Source organism: Roseovarius sp. 10 (assembly GCF_033100315.1).
Taxonomy (GTDB): Bacteria; Pseudomonadota; Alphaproteobacteria; order Rhodobacterales; family Rhodobacteraceae; genus M30B80.
In genome coordinates, this window is sequence record NZ_JAWLVH010000001.1 from 1,169,133 (window position 1) to 1,185,570 (window position 16,438).

The 16,438-nt window shown below is 54.6% G+C and carries 18 protein-coding genes; 5 read left to right on the plus strand and 13 right to left on the minus strand.

Annotated features, from left to right (window positions below; translation table 11 throughout):
* Window positions 1–9 precede the first annotated feature (9 nt).
* From RYZ18_RS05935 to RYZ18_RS05945, 3 genes are all read left to right on the plus strand, one after another.
* Window positions 10–1,185 (plus strand): enolase C-terminal domain-like protein, encoded by a 1,176-nt coding sequence (locus RYZ18_RS05935; RefSeq protein ID WP_317655492.1) that lies wholly within the window; start codon window positions 10–12, stop codon window positions 1,183–1,185.
* Window positions 1,186–1,306: 121 nt separating this feature from the next.
* Complete coding sequence (locus tag RYZ18_RS05940; protein WP_317655493.1) at window positions 1,307–1,804, plus strand: NUDIX hydrolase; 498 nt, start codon at window positions 1,307–1,309, stop codon at window positions 1,802–1,804.
* A gap of 26 nt (window positions 1,805–1,830) precedes the next feature.
* On the plus strand, window positions 1,831–3,309 hold the full coding sequence (locus tag RYZ18_RS05945) for an inorganic phosphate transporter (RefSeq protein WP_317655494.1): 1,479 nt from the start codon (window positions 1,831–1,833) through the stop codon (window positions 3,307–3,309).
* 12 nt (window positions 3,310–3,321) lie between these two features.
* On the opposite strand, the gene RYZ18_RS05950 is transcribed toward RYZ18_RS05945, so the two are convergent.
* Both RYZ18_RS05950 and RYZ18_RS05955 read right to left on the minus strand, forming a co-directional pair.
* Window positions 3,322–4,050 carry a class II aldolase/adducin family protein gene (locus RYZ18_RS05950; protein ID WP_317655496.1) on the minus strand — a complete coding sequence of 243 codons (729 nt, stop codon included), beginning with the start codon at window positions 4,048–4,050 and terminating at the stop codon, window positions 3,322–3,324.
* A complete protein-coding gene (locus RYZ18_RS05955; RefSeq protein WP_317655497.1) occupies window positions 4,047–5,129 on the minus strand; it encodes a TauD/TfdA family dioxygenase in 1,083 nt (360 codons plus the stop codon). Before RYZ18_RS05955 ends, RYZ18_RS05950 begins: the two co-directional genes overlap by 4 nt.
* Window positions 5,130–5,299: 170 nt before the next feature.
* On the opposite strand from RYZ18_RS05955, the gene RYZ18_RS05960 reads away from it, so the two are divergent.
* On the plus strand, window positions 5,300–6,181 hold the full coding sequence (locus tag RYZ18_RS05960; protein ID WP_317655834.1) for a LysR substrate-binding domain-containing protein: 882 nt from the start codon (window positions 5,300–5,302) through the stop codon (window positions 6,179–6,181).
* A gap of 84 nt (window positions 6,182–6,265) precedes the next feature.
* Window positions 6,266–6,535: a hypothetical protein gene (locus RYZ18_RS05965; protein WP_317655498.1), complete on the plus strand. Its 270-nt coding sequence runs from the start codon at window positions 6,266–6,268 to the stop codon at window positions 6,533–6,535.
* Window positions 6,536–6,642: 107 nt separating this feature from the next.
* Here RYZ18_RS05965 and RYZ18_RS05970 read toward each other — a convergent pair whose 3' ends face one another.
* The 11 genes from RYZ18_RS05970 to RYZ18_RS06020 all read right to left on the minus strand — a co-directional run bounded on the left by RYZ18_RS05970 (window position 6,643) and on the right by RYZ18_RS06020 (window position 16,355).
* On the minus strand, window positions 6,643–7,191 hold the full coding sequence (locus tag RYZ18_RS05970; protein ID WP_317655499.1) for a hypothetical protein: 549 nt from the start codon (window positions 7,189–7,191) through the stop codon (window positions 6,643–6,645).
* A 30-nt stretch (window positions 7,192–7,221) separates the two neighbouring features.
* Window positions 7,222–7,512, minus strand: coding sequence for a hypothetical protein (locus RYZ18_RS05975; RefSeq protein ID WP_317655500.1), 291 nt, complete (start codon window positions 7,510–7,512; stop codon window positions 7,222–7,224).
* A 117-nt stretch (window positions 7,513–7,629) separates the two neighbouring features.
* Window positions 7,630–7,947 (minus strand): H-NS histone family protein, encoded by a 318-nt coding sequence (locus tag RYZ18_RS05980; protein WP_317655501.1) that lies wholly within the window; start codon window positions 7,945–7,947, stop codon window positions 7,630–7,632.
* Window positions 7,948–8,643: 696 nt separating this feature from the next.
* Window positions 8,644–9,216 (minus strand): hypothetical protein, encoded by a 573-nt coding sequence (locus tag RYZ18_RS05985; protein WP_317655502.1) that lies wholly within the window; start codon window positions 9,214–9,216, stop codon window positions 8,644–8,646.
* Window positions 9,217–9,348: 132 nt separating this feature from the next.
* On the minus strand, window positions 9,349–10,851 hold the full coding sequence (locus RYZ18_RS05990) for a Do family serine endopeptidase (RefSeq protein WP_317655835.1): 1,503 nt from the start codon (window positions 10,849–10,851) through the stop codon (window positions 9,349–9,351).
* Between the two features lie 193 nt (window positions 10,852–11,044).
* A complete protein-coding gene (locus RYZ18_RS05995; protein WP_317655503.1) occupies window positions 11,045–11,248 on the minus strand; it encodes a DUF2065 domain-containing protein in 204 nt (67 codons plus the stop codon).
* A complete protein-coding gene (hflC, locus tag RYZ18_RS06000) occupies window positions 11,248–12,126 on the minus strand; it encodes a protease modulator HflC (RefSeq protein WP_317655504.1) in 879 nt (292 codons plus the stop codon). The genes RYZ18_RS05995 and hflC overlap by 1 nt, the downstream gene beginning before the upstream one ends.
* Window positions 12,126–13,262 (minus strand): FtsH protease activity modulator HflK, encoded by a 1,137-nt coding sequence (gene hflK, locus RYZ18_RS06005; RefSeq protein WP_317655505.1) that lies wholly within the window; start codon window positions 13,260–13,262, stop codon window positions 12,126–12,128. Before hflK ends, hflC begins: the two co-directional genes overlap by 1 nt.
* A 124-nt stretch (window positions 13,263–13,386) precedes the next feature.
* Window positions 13,387–14,742, minus strand: coding sequence for a glutathione-disulfide reductase (gene gorA, locus RYZ18_RS06010; RefSeq protein WP_317655506.1), 1,356 nt, complete (start codon window positions 14,740–14,742; stop codon window positions 13,387–13,389).
* Window positions 14,743–14,763: 21 nt separating this feature from the next.
* Window positions 14,764–15,546, minus strand: a complete 783-nt coding sequence (rpiA, locus tag RYZ18_RS06015; RefSeq protein ID WP_317655508.1) for a ribose-5-phosphate isomerase RpiA — start codon at window positions 15,544–15,546, stop codon at window positions 14,764–14,766.
* A 104-nt stretch (window positions 15,547–15,650) separates the two neighbouring features.
* Window positions 15,651–16,355 (minus strand): thiamine diphosphokinase, encoded by a 705-nt coding sequence (locus tag RYZ18_RS06020; protein WP_317655509.1) that lies wholly within the window; start codon window positions 16,353–16,355, stop codon window positions 15,651–15,653.
* Window positions 16,356–16,438: the final 83 nt, after the last annotated feature.

A 16,438-nucleotide genomic window follows, 5' to 3' on the forward strand; every position in this document is an offset into this window, starting at 1 on the left:
AATTTTCCAATGACAAAGATTACGCGCGTCACCCTCACTGAGTTTGAATTCGAGGCCGCAAATCTGGCACCATCTGCCGGGGGCAGTTCAATCGGCGGGCTTCACTACCGATCCGGCGCGTCCACGCCAATCAAAAAATACGCCGTTGAAGTCGAGACAGATGATGGCTGCATTGGAAGCTACGTCGCGAACTGGGGGGCGTCACTCTCTGTTTTTGGACAAATGCAGATGCTGGCACCAATGCTTATTGGACGCGACGCGGAGGAGCGTGAGGGTATATACGACGACCTCAAGCGTGAGGCTCGCCAGTTTGATCACATGGGGCATGGGCCGCTTGATATTGCCCTCTGGGATTGGCAGGGAAAAGCACTGGGCTGCTCGATAGCCACACTACTCGGTAGCCACCGGCGGGAATTCCCCGCCTATGCGAGCACCTACCACGGCGACCGCAGTGGTGGGCTAGACCGCAAGGAGGCCTACGGTGACTTCGCCTTGGCTTGCAAGGAAATGGGATATCGCGCCTTTAAAATCCACGGCTGGCACGATGGCAATGCCCGAGAGGAGGCAGAGTTAGTGCTTCACGTGCGTAAGGCTGTTGGGGATGAGATGACGCTGATGCTCGACCCAGCCTGTCAGTTGCGCAACTTCGCGGACACGCTCTACGTCGGGAAGGCCTGCGACGAGGCCAATTACTTTTGGCTTGAAGATCCCTACCGCGACAGCGGCGTCTCAGCTTTTGCCCACAAGAAATTACGCGAAATGTTGCGCACTCCGTTGCTACAAACTGAACACGTGCGTGGCGTTGAACCCAAAGCTGACTTCTTAATTGCGGGCGGCACTGACTTCCTGCGCTCTGATCCCGAATATGACATGGGGATCACGGGCTGCCTTAAAATTCATAATATGGCCGAAAGTTTCGGCGTGGATGTCGAGGTGCATGCCTGTGGGCCCGCGCATCGCCACATGATCGCCCGCAGTCGTAACTCAAATTTCTACGAGGTGGCCCTGGTGGGGCCTGACTGCCCAAATGCAGTGCCGCCAGTGTATGAATGCGGCTACACTGACCAACTGGACTGCATTGACGAAAACGGCATGGTCCAATTACCTGATGGCGTGGGGCTTGGCGTGGCTTACGACTGGGAGTTTATTGCCGCGCACAAAACACATCAGATCGTCTACAACTAGAGGGCCGATTTAGTCATCATGACAATATTGGGCCCTGAGCTGGCTATTGGATCTAATCCACACTACAAAATATCATTGAGGCTCAAAAGCACCTTCGGCAGAGAGGCGGCATCCGCACCGCATGAAAAATTTTATTCCAAAAATCGTTGAAGAGAGCCTTAAGCTGTTGGTGCAGCGCCCCGAGTGGGTTCAAGTCGGCGCACTGTGCTATCGCCACAAAAAAGGGAAATTACAGATCCTTCTGGTTACGAGCCGCGGCACAAAGCGCTGGATTATTCCGAAGGGCTGGCCAATGCCGGGCAAGCACGGGTCCCCCGCCGCAAAGCAGGAAGCTTGGGAGGAGGCCGGCGTGGCTATTGCTCAAATTGAAAGCGAACCGCTCGGACAATATCGCTATCGCAAGAAAATGGCGAGTGGCCTGGCCCTGCCCGTCACGACTTTTGTGTATCCCTGCGAGGTATCGAAGATCACAAAAAACTACCCCGAGAAAAGCCAGCGTAAACGTAAGTGGTTCACCCCGAAGAAGGCAGCCAAAAAAGTTTCGGAACCCGAATTAAAAAAGATGATCTTAGATTTCTCGACAGCGATAGCAGGAAAAGATACACCCTCGGGGCGCTGACGAACTTCACGGCCTTGGAGAGAGATATGGCACAAAATCAGTTTGATCCACGGCACTTGGAGACCCTCGACCGTGACCTCGACCGTCTTTCTGCAATTGAAGTTGCGTCTAATTATGTTTCACGCCCAATTGTTGGCCCCAGCCTTGCGTTTGTTTTCATTGCGATAGCCGGTTTAGCCAGTGCCACAATGTTCGGCTTATCCAATGGCGGCTTCTTAATTGTGTTGGCAGCAATTTTTGGTGCCTACATGGCACTCAACATTGGAGCCAACGACGTCGCAAATAATATGGGGCCAGCCGTAGGTGCAAAGGCAATTACAATGGCCGGCGCAATCGCGATTGCCGTTGTATTCGAGAGCGCGGGCGCATTGATTGCGGGCGGAGATGTGGTCTCGACCATTGCGAAGGGCATTATTGACCAATCCGCACTTTCTAACACACAGAGTTTCATCTGGGCTATGCTTGCCGCCCTATTGGCCTCTGCCCTGTGGGTTAACTTAGCGACTTGGATTGGCGCGCCAGTGTCCACCACTCACTCAGTTGTGGGCGGAGTCATGGGCGCGGGCATCGCCGCCGCGGGGTTGGCCAGCGTTAATTGGCCCACCATGAGTGCGATCGCGGCGAGTTGGGTCATCTCACCCGTGTTGGGTGGCGTCATCGCGGCGGGCTTTTTGGCGCTGATCAAGTCTCGGATCATCTATCAGGAAGATAAAATTCAGGCGGCTCGAAAGTGGGTCCCGATTTTACTTGGAATCATGGCCGGTGCATTTGCCACTTACTTGGCGCTCAAGGGCATCAAGAAGTTAGTGAAGATTGATCTCACCACAGCGCTCGGTATCGGAGTGGCAGCGGGCATCTTGGTCACAATCCTAATGTTTCCAGTGATCAAGAAACAATCCGAGGGATTGGAAAATAGAAATAAGTCGCTCAAGGTATTGTTCCGTATACCGCTACTCGTCTCCGCGGCATTGTTGAGTTTCGCACATGGCGCAAACGACGTGGCCAATGCCGTGGGCCCGCTTGCTGCCATTGTGCAGGCCTCGCAATCCGGTATGGTGGAAAGTACCGCAGCCATTCCCCTTTGGGTCATGATTATTGGGGCGCTCGGGATCTCATTTGGCTTGTTCCTATTTGGCCCCAAGCTGATCCACATGGTCGGCAATCAAATCACGAAACTTAACCCAATGCGGGCCTACTGCGTGGCCCTCTCAGCGGCAATTACGGTTATCGTGGCCAGCTGGCTCGGGCTACCAGTAAGCTCAACTCACATAGCGGTTGGTGGTGTCTTCGGAGTGGGCTTCTTCCGCGAGTGGGATGCAGATCGGCGGCGCCAGAGACTACAGATTGGTCTATCAAAATCTGACCTGCCGGGGCGCGAGGAGAAGAAGCGCCGCAAGCTGGTACGCCGGTCACACTTCATGACGATTATCGCCGCATGGGTGATAACAGTCCCATCTGCTGCCTTAATTTCAGCAGCAATTTACTTGGTATTTTCAAACCTCTGAGACGGCTATTGTCTAGCCAGCGTTATTTGCTAGCCCATAGGCAGTCCTCAGATGGTTAAAGTGGCGTGCCGCCATACCACGATAGGCCACCCAACCCTCTGCGGTGTCCCTCGCCACTTTATCCTCTAGCACCGCCAGGGGGCGTCCAGCTGCATAGGCCAGCATGAGGGTCTGGGCCGCACGCTCGAAAAAATAAAGATCCTCAAACGCATCGGCAACGGTAGGTCCCGCGACAGTGACGCCGTGGTTGCCCATCACGAGCACTGATTTATCAGACAGTGCCCCTGCAATCCTTTCGCCTTCCTCTAGCGCGTCCGCAATGCCACCAAAGTGCAGGTCGTACGCGACCCGGCCGAAGAAGCGTGCAGTGTTATTGTCAATCGGCCAGAGTGTGGGGTCTTCAAGGCAGGCCAAGGCAGTCGCATATGGCGAGTGCACGTGCAACACCACACGCGCGCTCGGCAGTCGCCGGTGGATTGTCCCATGAATACACCAAGCAGACGCGTCGGGCGCATTATCCCGCGTCATGACGGATGGGTCACCTGAGTTCAAGGTCAAGAGATCCTCGGGACTGATTGTTGCAAAGTGCTGCCAACGGGGATTTAGAAGAAAGACTTTGCCATCCGGGTCTAGCGCTGCGCTGAAGTGGTTACCGACACTTTCGCTCCAGCCGAGAGCGTGACAAATTCGAAATGCATCGGCTAATTCTGCGCGCAGGGTAATTTCATGTTCGTCCATCATGACTTGAACCGCCCCTCACTGACCAATGCGCGATATGTCGAGCGCATTTCCCCGCGATCAACGTAGCAACCGCGCAGATAGCGATCTCCACTCGTTGCTGAATAGGCCGCGCGCCCGTGAACAATTCGGTGATTATCGAACACCAGGCACTCGCCACCCTTCATCATGAAGCGCATCATATACTTGTCCTCTTGGAGCATACGGCCAAACCGGCAGAAGGCGGGGTAATACTCGTCCAACAGCGTCTGATCGAGGTCAAAAATATCTGCCATGTGCTGGCTAATTGTGAGACCCGACACCTCGCCATGATTGTCGAGTTCAATCACAGTCTGGCGTGAGCGTGCATCATAGTGATCGTGTTCACAGAAGAACGGAATTGAGATCGTTGAGAGGAGCTCAAACCCCCGTGGGTCTCGCAGCCGGAAATCATTAGCCACTGCCACGCCGTCAGAGTAAAGGCTCTGCCCTCCCTCAACTGTGTTGACACGACAGTGAAGAAACTGAATGCCCGGCGCAAACTCCTCTGCGGGTGTGTCTGTGTGTAGCTCGAGCGCAGCCGAGGTGTAGGCGGTGTTGGTTGGATTGATGTGAGTGCGCACATCAAAATAAGTGCCGAAGAATGTCGGGCGAACATACCCCATCAACTCAGCAGTCTGGGTCAATCCCTCGTCACTGTCGGGCATGTCTGTGACTATCGTAAAGCCATGGACGAGCATGGCCTCAATCCACGCTGATCGCTGTCCAGTGTCTGCAAGGAGATCCGGTTGCGCAAAACGCGGAACATTGGGGTAGTGATCGCTGTACCAAGCCTCACGCTTGAGGTCGGCTGGATCTGGGCGGGGCTTGCCAATTGCATAAGTTTCAATCCAGTCCAGCGGCATGCGCGTCACGTGATCCTCGTCTAACCACTCAACCTGCAGGATACCATCAGCAATACGGGCTGCTTTCGCTCGTGGCGGTTGCTCTAAATGAAAAATGTCAAAACTACGTTCACGCGTTATTGGGCTGAAGGAACTAGGGCAATTGTCGCGCAGCCAATAATAATTTAGGTAGCGACGGCCCCGCTTGGGCAGGGTCACCAACAGGCCCCTATCCCCCAACTCTACTGCCATTACGACTGAGGATTTTCCGTCAAGCATTACTTTGGTCCAGATGATTACAATAATTAAAAATTACAATTGCACATTGATTTTTTAATTATAGATGGATTTATATGAATATAACATAAGTCTTGAGTTATAATCATATTATGGATCACTTCCCCCCACTTCGCTTATTGGTCTGCTTTGAGGCATTCGCCCGGCACGGATCCATGCGCGAGACTGCCGCACAAATGAACGTGAGCCAGCCAGCGATCAGTCAGGCGATAAAGACACTCGAGGAATATATTGGCACCACACTATTGGATCGGCGCCGCAAACCAGCAAGCTTGACGGAAGAAGGTGAGATACTGGCGCGCTCTGTGCGGGAGGGATTGAGCCAAATTCGCGCGACCATCAGCGACATTCGGGCAGCGCAAGCGGGACGTGAGCTGCAAATCACAGTCGCTTGCACTCTGGGGGTTGCAACCTATTGGCTGATGCCGCGCCTCCCGCAGTTTTACGCGCTGCACCCAGAAATAACGGTGAACGTCCAGGCGCCACCCACAGACTTACCAATACTGTCGCCAGATATCGATCTGGCCCTGCGTTATGGGGCTCAGAATTGGCGTGACGGGCACAACGAAAAGCTGTTTGATGAAGTGGTCTGTCCCGTGGGAGTCCCTAAGCTCATCGATACACTGCGAGCAAGTGGCACTCCAATATGGAGCGCCCCCTTAATACATGTGCGAAACCCGCACACACAACACTGGGCCGGGTGGGAGGCCTATCTTGCAGCCAAGGGTATGCCAGCGCCCAAGCAGGCAGGGCACTCATTCAATAACTATGTCCAAGCCATGCAAGCAGCTCTGGATGGCCGAGGCCTCATGCTAGGGTGGCGCTCGATTACTGCTGGCGCAATTAATGATGGAACACTTCGACCACTCGCAGATCTAGCCCACAATTTTGGTACGGCATATTACATCTCAAGCTGGAAAACACCGACACAAAATACCCGCTCGTTTATTAACTGGATCAAAACAGTGGCTTAGTCTTCGGGACTAAGTCTACAAATTATGTCGACGTGCAGTTATCTTTCATCTTGATAGAAAAAATACCCATGATAGCCTCACGCAATGAGCGATCCGATTCCAGAATTGAGACTGTGGCAAGCCGTCCTGTGGAGGGCAAATCAGGATTTACAAGCAAGCGAAAGCAGCAGAGATCGAGAGTTTCAAGACGTCAGGCGCTGGATTGGAGAATACCCGTCGAGAGACTTTCGAGAAGTGTGTATGATGGCGAACTTGGAACCTGATTTTGTACACCCGCGGCTTCATAAAGCACTATCAGAAAAGTTAGAGCGCCTTGCAGCACACAGACAACGTAAAAACTTTGCCGCCGAGTAGGCGTGACGACTGAGCTATACTGCTAGTGGGGATAAGTTATGTTTGGGTGTGCAAAAATTTACTTCCACGGGCAGTCTGCTTGCCAATCAGCGCAGTTGCAGATGGGCTCAGGAGAGTTCGCGGAGCAATCTGAAGAAAAGCGTCGAAACTAAGAGCACTGCTGCAAAACCTAACACATCTCCGACAAAAATAGCGCCAGAGGCCCGCGCGTCTGTTACATCCAAAGTGTAATGCAGGGCCGCATTCATCATTGCACCAAACGCACCGGCGAGAACCAGACTTTTCCAATCGATTGAAACCGCGAGATAATTACGCTCTATAAAGTCAAAGCGGCTCAATAACTCAAAGGCCAGAACGCAGGCCACGAGGCTCCCCAATGCCAGAACAAGCCCTTCGAGGATCGTGGCCGCATCACCCCCAAGCCCCGCATAGACCGCGCTGATAGGCAGAAGGTAGAGGATGCTTCGCCAGCCAAATAAATAGGCCGCCAGCACCCGAACACCATGCGGGAAGAACAGCACGCTGCCATAAATAATGCCAGGCACCACGGACTGCTGCAATTTATCCGAGACAACAAATACGGCCTCAAAGGCAACCGCGTAAAAGATCGAACACATGACCAAGGCCACAAGATCGGTCATAAGTGCATGGCGCATACGCACAGCCTTACTCGGGAGCTTAAAAGATTAAGCCACGATAATATAATCGGACTTGCGACCTGCGCCTGCGCGCTTCAGCTTGCCCTTATCGATCAGGCAACGCAGCGTGCGGAATTTCGTGCTCACGGGCATGTCCGCAATCAAATCCTGCGCCTCTAAATCATGAAGCGAAAACGAGCCGTCCGCTTTTGCGGCCAATGCCGCGGCACTGAGCACATATTTCTCAGCCTCAGTGAGTTGGTGAATGCCCACTGACGCCTCCATTTTTTCCAACGTATAGCGCAACCGCGCAACATTGGTGAGGATGTCAAAATTCATAGCCAATTGCCTCCACCTCACAAAAGTTTGCCTCACTGGGTTGAATTATAACCCGCGAAACACTTTCTGGATAGCCGCTCATGTGGCCAAGCAGCGCCCGGCCACACAACGCTTCGGTTACTTTATCAGCAAACCGTCAAGTGACTTGCCGGAGGCAAGGTGTGCCTCGACCCACTTTGGCTGGCGCCCACGCCCAGTCCAAGTCTGCTCTGAATTGTCCGGGTTCACGTATTTTGGCGCCACCTTGGATACCGACTTCCTTGGCTTCCCGCCCAATAAGTCCGAAAGCGAAAAGCCCATCTCAGCAGCCTGCTTCTCAAGTTTGGCTAGCGCCTCCCTCTTCATTCGGTCTTCGTAGCCATCGATAGCCTTACTGACGCGCTTATTCAAATCACGGAGTTCAGCTAAGGAAAGATTATCAAGATCTATATTCATTTTGATACTCCAAATAAATTGCCTGAAACCAATTCAATAAATGGAAGAAAAATTCAAGGCTTTTTAATGGGGGCACCAAAAAATTTTTTTTAAAATTTGTCTTGAATAATTAATTAGTGAAGCGAAAATAATTAAGTAGCCAAAAACTTCAGAGTGAGCGAGAAGATTTACCACCAAAAATATAATAATATCAATCTGGCAACGAAATTGCGTACCCAGCTCTCTTGTCCGTTCCGAGCCTAGTTACGTAACCACCTTCACACAAAGCTTTGAGTGAACGGAAAAAAGAACTCCGAGACACACCATCCTCTCCCCTCAACATTTCAAGAACCTCAACCGGAGAAAATATATTTTCCGAATTGGATGCCGCAAAGGCTGCCCTTAACACCTTCCTCTCAAGATGAGACAGGCTGCCTATCCCAGCAGCCTGCTCCATACGCTCCAGACGCGATGCCAGTACACAGATACGAGCTAAACTTGCATGCCGCCCCATTGGAAGCCACTCCAAATAATTTAGTCCACGTGGACAATATATCTCAGCAGGTAAAATCAATCAATTGCGCCAGCAATCGAGGGTAATGTTATTCATACAACGGCGACCATTTTATCAAGCTACCATTACATTAGAAATCGCCAGAAATGATAAAATTCATCGCGATACGGGCGGCCCAAAGATATCGATGACCATGTAGGCCCTCAGCTCGCTGGCGGCGCCTCTTGAGTTGACGCGTCTGCTTCAGCTTCCGACTGGGCAGCCGCACGCTCGAGTGCAGCCGCCTCCCGGGCTATAAAATCACAGTGAGCACCCAATTGAGCCGACAGTAATTTACCGTCATGCGAAAGGTCAGCAATTTTCCAACGATACCCGTCGCGCAATAACGTCACATCCACGCGCTGCGAGCCCGGAGTGCGACCGGTCAATACGGATACCTGTGCTGCTTGCAAGGTCTCTATCTGGCTCTCATAGACCAAGGTCTCAGGAAGTTCCGCGAGGACTGGCAAGACGTCGCTTATCTCTAGTGGCACCCCATAGGCGTCCTGATGGCAGGCAGCGGCACGGGCCGAGGCCTGCACCAAATCATCGGTGAGATATTGCGGCTGCAGTTCGGGATCTGTGAAAGCGGCCATAACCACCCCACCACGCGGCGGGATCACCTGCGCCAAAGCCTGTTGGGGGGGGCTCAACTCTTCCACAGGGGGCATGCTCATCGGTTGACACCCTGCAAGAAAGGTGGCGGTCAAGATCAAAGCAACGGGCAAGTGGCGCATGGGTTTGGCCCTCCTTGGGGCAGTCGAAATTCTGGTCACGCCTCCCCTAGCAAACCCTTGCGCTTGGGGCAAAGAAATAGCGCGGGCCGAAGATAAATTCAGCCCGCGCCTGTGTCTGCTAGGTGGGGTGCCTTAATCCGTCAGGGTCAGAGCAACAAAGCGTGGATCCCCCGCGCGGCGGATCAGTAAGAGAATAGATTTTTGCCCTGCATCACGCGCCTCTCTAACAATTTGGTCGAATTCCTGCGGGGTGGAAATCGGCATTTGTGCAACTTCGGTCACGATATCGCCCGCCTGAAGGCCCTTTGCCGCCGCGTCCGAGCTTGGATCGACCGCCTCAATCAGCACACCGCTCAGGCCCCGTGCCGCGAGGTCTGCACGATCCTCTTCGGTGATAGGGCCAAGGCGCAGGCCAAGCACATCCACGGATGCGGGTTTAATCGGTTCGGGCTGCCCCGCACCGCCTGCATCCGCGGTCTCGCGGCGCCCCAAGGTGACAGAGAGAGTTTCAACGGCACCACTGCGCAGAACGTCCATATCCACCGTTTCCCCAACAGGGGCCGCGGCCACAACACGCACCAATTCGCGGGTATCCTGAATATCCTGCCCATCAAAGCTGAGGATCACATCGCCCACCTCGACACCCGCATCACGGGCGGGGCCTTCTGGCACATCTGTGACCAATGCACCGCGCGCCTCCTCCAAGGACAGGCCATCGGCAATATCTTGGGTCACGTCCTGAATGCGCACGCCCAACCATCCGCGGCGCGTTTCGCCGAATTGCTGCAATTGATCAACCACATCGCTGACCACGGCAGAGGCCATAGAAAACCCGATACCAATCGAGCCACCGTTAGGTGACAGGATCGCAGTGTTCACGCCGATGACATCGCCCTCGAGGTTGAACAATGGCCCGCCCGAGTTACCGCGATTGATTGCAGCGTCTGTCTGGATGAAATCATCATAGGCCCCCGACAATTCCCGCCCGCGTGCCGATACGACACCGACCGAAACAGAGAACCCCTGCCCTAGCGGGTTGCCCATGGCCATAACCCAATCCCCCACGCGCAGCGCGTCACTATCCCCAAAGGAGACAGAGGTGAGCGGGCTTTCAGGGTCAACCTTCAAAAGCGCGATATCGGTGTTGGGGTCTGTGCCGATTAATTCAGCCTGCAAGACCTCGCCCGTGCGGAATTCGACCGAAATCTCATCGGCCCCTTCGATCACGTGATTATTGGTGACGATGAACCCATCGTCAGAGATCACAAACCCCGATCCCAAAGCCTGCGAACGGCGGGGAGCTTGGCCCCCTTGGCCATTGCGGTTCATGAAATCGTTAAAGAAATCTTCAAATGGCGATCCAGGTGGCAACATGGGTTGGATGCCCTGCGGCCCTTGTTGGCGGGCGGCAACGATTGAGGTTGTGGTGATATTCACCACTGCATCGCCCACTTGATCCACCAAATCTGCGAATGTGTCAGGCCGCGCCGATTGCGCCTGCGCGGGGCTTTGCAGGGTGATTAGCCCCAGCGCCACAAGTGCGGCAGCCAGCAATAGCGCCGCTTGGCGCAGAGGCGAGACCTGCGGTGGCGCGATGGCAATTGCATTCGCCCGCGCAGCACCTCTTAGCCGCATCCATTCCGTGGTTTGATAATCGCGTCTCACCTGCACACTCCTTTTTCATCTCCCAAACCACGCCCAGACGGGCTGCGGTTAGGTTCCGTCATAACCAATAGGGTCAGATGAATATTTGGCCGCCCACAAGGCTATTCAAGAACCATCCCCATCACCCTATCTCACACCCCCGTCACAAGGCCGTGAAAGTAAATTACAAACTTCCCGCAAAGGCCAGAATGATAACCCCGAAACACACCGCGCCAAAGCCGATGAGGCGGCGTGTTTCCACGGGGATCGCCGCGAGAAAAGCAATCAGATTTTCCAAACGCGAAGGGGCCAGCACAAAGACCAGCCCCTCGATCAGCAGGGCCATACCAAGCCCTGCAATTATAATGTCCCACGACAATCCCAGCATCAGCGCGGGCTCTGCGAAGACCCCAAATAATCAAAGAATTCGCTATCAGGGGCCAAGAGGAAGGTTGAATTCCCCGTGCGCAGGGCTTGGCTATAGGCATTCATCGAACGATAGAATTCAAAGAATTCCGTATCCTGCGAGAAGGCCTCGGCAAAGATGCGGTTCCGTTCCCCATCCGCTTCACCGCGGATGATTTCGGCTTCGCGGGTGGCCTCTGACACGATCTCAACCACGGTGCGGTCGGCTTGGGCGCGGACACGCTGTGCAGCCTCGGCACCACGGGCGCGTTCATCGGTGGCTTCGCGCTGCCGCTCGGCTTCCATACGGGCGAAGGTGGCTTCAAGGTTTTGCTGTGGCAATTCCGTGCGCTTAAGGCGCACATCCAGAACCTCAAGACCCAAACGCTCGGCCAAGACACGCGCTTGCGCCGTGATCCGCGCCATAAGTTCTGCGCGCTCGCTAGACAAAATGGTGTTTGATGTCACACCATCAGCACCCAAAACAGCACGGATCTGTGGGTTGAGAATATCTTGCAACTGCGCCTCAGCCGCGCGCAGACCGCCCGCGCCAATCGCCTGACGGAAGGCAACCACATCTGAAATCCGATAGCGCGCAAAGGCATCAACCACCAAGCGGCGATCATCAGACGGGGTCACCTCAATCGGTTGGGTGTCAAGCGACAGGATCCGGTCGTCATAATACACCACCTCTTGGATGAACGGCACTTTGACATTCAACCCTGGCTCTTCGATGACCTGACGAATTTGACCAAATTGCAGAACAAGCGCCTTTTGACGCTCATCCACGATGAACAATGAGCTGAACGCCACGGCAACGGCGAGAACGCCAACGGGGATTAGGAAAGCAATACGAGACATCAGTTATTCCCCCCTGCTGCGGGCTCAGTTCTGCGCAATTCATTGAGCGGCAAATACGGCACAACGCCATTCCCCCCGCCATTCTCATCCATGACGATCAGGTTCACATCACCCAGAACCTGCTCCATGGTTTCAAGATAGATACGGCGGCGTGTCACTTCGGGCGCCCCGCGATATTCTTGAAGAACCGCCAAGAAACGGCTTGCTTGACCTTCGGCTTCATTGACCACTTGGGCGCGATACCCTTCGGCCTCTTCTAGTAGCTGCGCCGCTTCACCGCGCGCGCCCGCGAGGGCTTGGTTGGCATAGGCATCCGCCTGACGCTCTAGTCGGTCGCGTTCCTGTTCTGCGGCTTGCACGTCACGGAAGGCGTCAATCACCTCGGCGGGCGGGTCAGCGCGGTCAAGGTTGAGACGCACGATATTGATGCCTGAATCATATCCATCCATCGTGGTTTGGATCAGATCCCGCACCTGATCCGCAATCACGCCGCGATCGCGGTTTAGAATTGGCGAAAGTTCGGATTGCGCGATAACTTCGCGCATGGCGGCCTCGGACACCGAGCGCACAGTGACCTCTGGATCTCGAAGGTTAAAGAGGAACTCTGCGGGGTCTTTGATGTTCCAAACAACTTGGAAATCAATATCAACGATGTTTTCATCCGTGGTCAGCATCAGGCCCTCGCCCGCACGGGAAGACCCAATCGCCTCGGTGCGCTGCGTGGTGACTTCGATCACTTGGGCACGCACAAACGGCCAAGGCGCCAAATGCGGGCCATCGCCCGTGGTGCGATAGAAACTGCCAAAGAATGTCTCAACGCCCTGCTGAGACGGCTGAACCGTGTAAAAGGACGCCAAGAACCAAGCAACGATGCCTGCGCCCGCGCCAAGCAGGAACATGCTGCGTGTCGGTTTAAACCCACCGCCGCCTGCGCCGCCGCCGAAGCCGCCATTGCCGCCACCGCGCCCCCCCATCAAAACGCGGAGTTGCTCTTGGCCCTTGCGAACCAAATCATCCAATTCGGGGATCTGTTGCCCACCGCCCTGTTCAGGGCGGCGCGGGCCGCCATTGCGACCATCATCATCGCCACCGCGATTTCCGCCAGAGCCCCAAGGGCCGCCGTTATTTCCAGCCATGCTGCGCTATATCCTCTTGTGATCTCTCGTCTTACATATTCAGTCAAATCTGTGCCCTGCCGCGCCACGCTGCACCACATGGGCCATCACCGTCTTGTCACAGATGTGCCTTTGCGCCTGATTTTCAAGCCACGCGGACGGGTGTTTTCAGTGTCACCAATTCCTCCGACATGGTGGGATGCACGGCGCAGACGCGGTCAAAATCTTCCTTTGTTGCGCCCATCTTCACAGCAATACCCGCCAATTGTATCATCTCACCCGCCTGTGGGGCGACAATGTGACAGCCCAAAACGCGGCGCGTTTCAGCGCAAACCACCAATTTCATCATCACCCGATCAGACCGCCCCGCAAAACTGGATTGCATCGCTTTGAAAGATGTCGCGTAGACCTCAATCGGGCCTGCCGCGCGGGCCTCTTCCTCAGACAGGCCCACAGTGCCAAATTCAGGCTGCGTGAACACCGCCGAGGGGATTAAGTCATGATCCACGGGCGTCTTCTTGCCTTCAAAGACTGTCGCCACAAAGGCCATCGCTTCGCGAATGGCAACGGGGGTCAGGTTCACTCGATTGGTCACATCCCCAATCGCATAAATCGAAGGCACGGCGGTTTGGCTGAATTGATCCACCACAATCTCACCACCACGGCCCAATTCCAGGCCGAGGGCGTCTAACCCCAACCCATCGGTGTTGGGGCGGCGGCCTGTAGCAAAAAACACCTGATCGAAACTTTGCGTCTCGCCATTTGTCGCCTCAACACGCAAGCCCGTGTCTGTTTTCTCAATCCCGATCACATCGGTGCCCATATGGATAGAAATCCCATTGGCCCGCATCTGGTCGCAAATCAGCCCACGCGCCTCATCATCAAAGCCACGCAGAATTTGTGCGCCGCGATAATATTGCGTGACCTCAACCCCAAGGCCGTTGAGAATACAGGCAAACTCGCACGCGATATAGCCACCACCCACAATCAATATTGATTTCGGCAGTTGCGGCAGGTTGAAAATATCATCCGATACAATGCCATATTCCGCGCCTTTTACATCGGGGCGGACGGGCCGACCGCCCGTGGCGACCAAGATATGTTTCGCGGATTTGATTGTGCCATCGGCAAGGCGCACGGAATGCGGATCCGACAGCGTGGCGCGCTGCGCAAAAACAGTGACGCCTGATTTGTCCAACAGGCCGTTATAAACCCCTTCCAAGCGATCTAACTCGGCGGATAATTTGCGCTGGAAATTCGGCCAATGAAATGCCCCCAGTGAAATATCCCACCCATAGGCCGCTGCATCTTCTGCCATCGGCGCATATTCGGAGGCAAAGACCATCAGTTTTTTTGGCACGCATCCGCGGATCACACAGGTGCCCCCCATGCGGCTATCCTCAGCCAAGGCCACCTTGGCCCCCAAACCTGCTGCAACGCGGGCGGCGCGCACCCCGCCAGAGCCCCCACCAATTACGAAAAGATCATAGTCGAATGTCATCAATCAGCCTGAGTTGAGGGATTAGGAGAGGTTAAAGAGGTTATCACCCTCAAGAATTTCGATCTTCTCCCGCTCGACCGTGCCATCGTTGATATTGCGCACCTCAACGGTGCCATCGCCATTGCCGATCACGATAATGTCGCAAATATCTAAGAACAGACCATTCTCTACCACGCCAGGGATCTGGTTCAGAACAAGTGAGGCTTGTTGCGGGTTGGCAATGCGCTTGAGATGCAAGTCGATGATGAAATTCCCTTCATCTGTGCGATAGGGTTCTTCCCCCGAAAGGCGCAAAGATGTGCTGCGACCCAGAACATCGAGATTGACCAAAACTTCCTCAATCAGGGCTTTGGTGGTTTGCCATCCAAACGGAATAACCTCAACGGGCAAGGGGAAGGCCCCAAGACCCGTTACCTCTTTTGCAGGGTCGGCAATCACGATCATCTGATCCGAAGCGGTTGCTACGATTTTTTCTTGCAACAACGCACCACCGCCACCTTTGATGAGGTTCAAGTTTGGGTCAAACTCATCCGCGCCGTCAATCGTGAGATCCAGCCATTTCACCTCGTCCAAGGTTTTGACTGTGATGCCAACTTCACGGGCAAGCTCTGCTGTGCGGGTGGATGTGGCAACACCTGTGACCTGCAATCCGTCTTCGCGCACCATCTCGCCCAGACAACGCACCATCCACGCCGCCGTTGATCCCGTCCCAAGCCCAAGGCGCATCCCATCTTCAACAAAATCAACAGCGCGCTTTGCCGCCACATATTTTGCTTTATCAATTGGGTTCAGGTCAGCCGCCATTCGCGCGTCTCCATATTGTCATGCCAAAGGGTCAGCCGCGCTGCGCCAGTGGCGTTTGTCGATCTCGCATCATGTTTAGCGAAACTTGTTCAGGGATGCGAGGGTCAAAGAGACAAACCGAAACTCTGCAAAACCTGATCACGGTGACGCGCAGGCAAAATGGCAAGCAGCCCTGCCCCCTTGGCCATCAGACGCAGCGCCCCACCCGTGGCCTTGTTGGATGTGCCAATCTGCCCCATCGGGTCGAAGGTCAAACCATCAAGGGGCCAACGCAGCCCTTCAGCGGCACAAGCCACAGAGGCAAAGGGGAATAAAGAGACGCGCGTTTCTGGTGGCAATTCAAAAGCCATTTCACGATGCGCAGGTAGGTGGAAAACCACATCCTGCGCGCTTTGCAAAATGACGGGCGCGCCTTGATGCCGCGCCAAGGCCTGCATCGCGGCCAATCCATGATCGGCGCGCGGCCCTAGAAACCCAAAACCTACGATGCCCGCAACATCCAAAACCCGCAAAGATTTCTCAAAATCGGTGCTGTCCTGCTCGGGAATGTGATGCAGAAGATCCCCAAATTGGTCGCGCGTCTCAGGGCTGATGGAATCCATATCCCCAATAACAGCAACAGGTCGCAGACCGAGTGCGCGGGCGTGATCCGCCCCCCCATCTGCCGCCACAAGAATCGCCCCGCGCGCGACCAAATCCTGAACGGCCTCAAAATCGACCGCCCCACCACCGATCAGGCAGATCAATCCCGTTTCGGAAACGATCCGCGGCTCTCCCGCCGCATTGTGGCGAATTTCGCAAGAATTCATCACTGAATAGCCCCAATCCTGTCGTCTTTATGATTAATAGTTTTTTTACCGTAAATGAATAAATGATAAATGAAGTCTATGCG

Coding starts and splice junctions, on each gene's coding strand:
- RYZ18_RS05935 (WP_317655492.1), top strand. CDS start 10: ATGACAAAGATTACGCGCGTCACCCTCACTGAGTTTGAATTCGAGGCC.
- RYZ18_RS05940 (WP_317655493.1), top strand. CDS start 1,307: ATGAAAAATTTTATTCCAAAAATCGTTGAAGAGAGCCTTAAGCTGTTG.
- RYZ18_RS05945 (WP_317655494.1), top strand. CDS start 1,831: ATGGCACAAAATCAGTTTGATCCACGGCACTTGGAGACCCTCGACCGT.
- RYZ18_RS05950 (WP_317655496.1), bottom strand. CDS start 4,050: ATGATGGACGAACATGAAATTACCCTGCGCGCAGAATTAGCCGATGCA.
- RYZ18_RS05960 (WP_317655834.1), top strand. CDS start 5,300: ATGGATCACTTCCCCCCACTTCGCTTATTGGTCTGCTTTGAGGCATTC.
- RYZ18_RS05965 (WP_317655498.1), top strand. CDS start 6,266: ATGAGCGATCCGATTCCAGAATTGAGACTGTGGCAAGCCGTCCTGTGG.
- RYZ18_RS05970 (WP_317655499.1), bottom strand. CDS start 7,191: ATGCGCCATGCACTTATGACCGATCTTGTGGCCTTGGTCATGTGTTCG.
- RYZ18_RS05975 (WP_317655500.1), bottom strand. CDS start 7,512: ATGAATTTTGACATCCTCACCAATGTTGCGCGGTTGCGCTATACGTTG.
- RYZ18_RS05980 (WP_317655501.1), bottom strand. CDS start 7,947: ATGAATATAGATCTTGATAATCTTTCCTTAGCTGAACTCCGTGATTTG.
- RYZ18_RS05985 (WP_317655502.1), bottom strand. CDS start 9,216: ATGCGCCACTTGCCCGTTGCTTTGATCTTGACCGCCACCTTTCTTGCA.
- RYZ18_RS05990 (WP_317655835.1), bottom strand. CDS start 10,851: ATGCGGCTAAGAGGTGCTGCGCGGGCGAATGCAATTGCCATCGCGCCA.
- RYZ18_RS05995 (WP_317655503.1), bottom strand. CDS start 11,248: ATGCTGGGATTGTCGTGGGACATTATAATTGCAGGGCTTGGTATGGCC.
- hflC (WP_317655504.1), bottom strand. CDS start 12,126: ATGTCTCGTATTGCTTTCCTAATCCCCGTTGGCGTTCTCGCCGTTGCC.
- hflK (WP_317655505.1), bottom strand. CDS start 13,262: ATGGCTGGAAATAACGGCGGCCCTTGGGGCTCTGGCGGAAATCGCGGT.
- gorA (WP_317655506.1), bottom strand. CDS start 14,742: ATGACATTCGACTATGATCTTTTCGTAATTGGTGGGGGCTCTGGCGGG.
- rpiA (WP_317655508.1), bottom strand. CDS start 15,546: ATGGCGGCTGACCTGAACCCAATTGATAAAGCAAAATATGTGGCGGCA.
- RYZ18_RS06020 (WP_317655509.1), bottom strand. CDS start 16,355: ATGAATTCTTGCGAAATTCGCCACAATGCGGCGGGAGAGCCGCGGATC.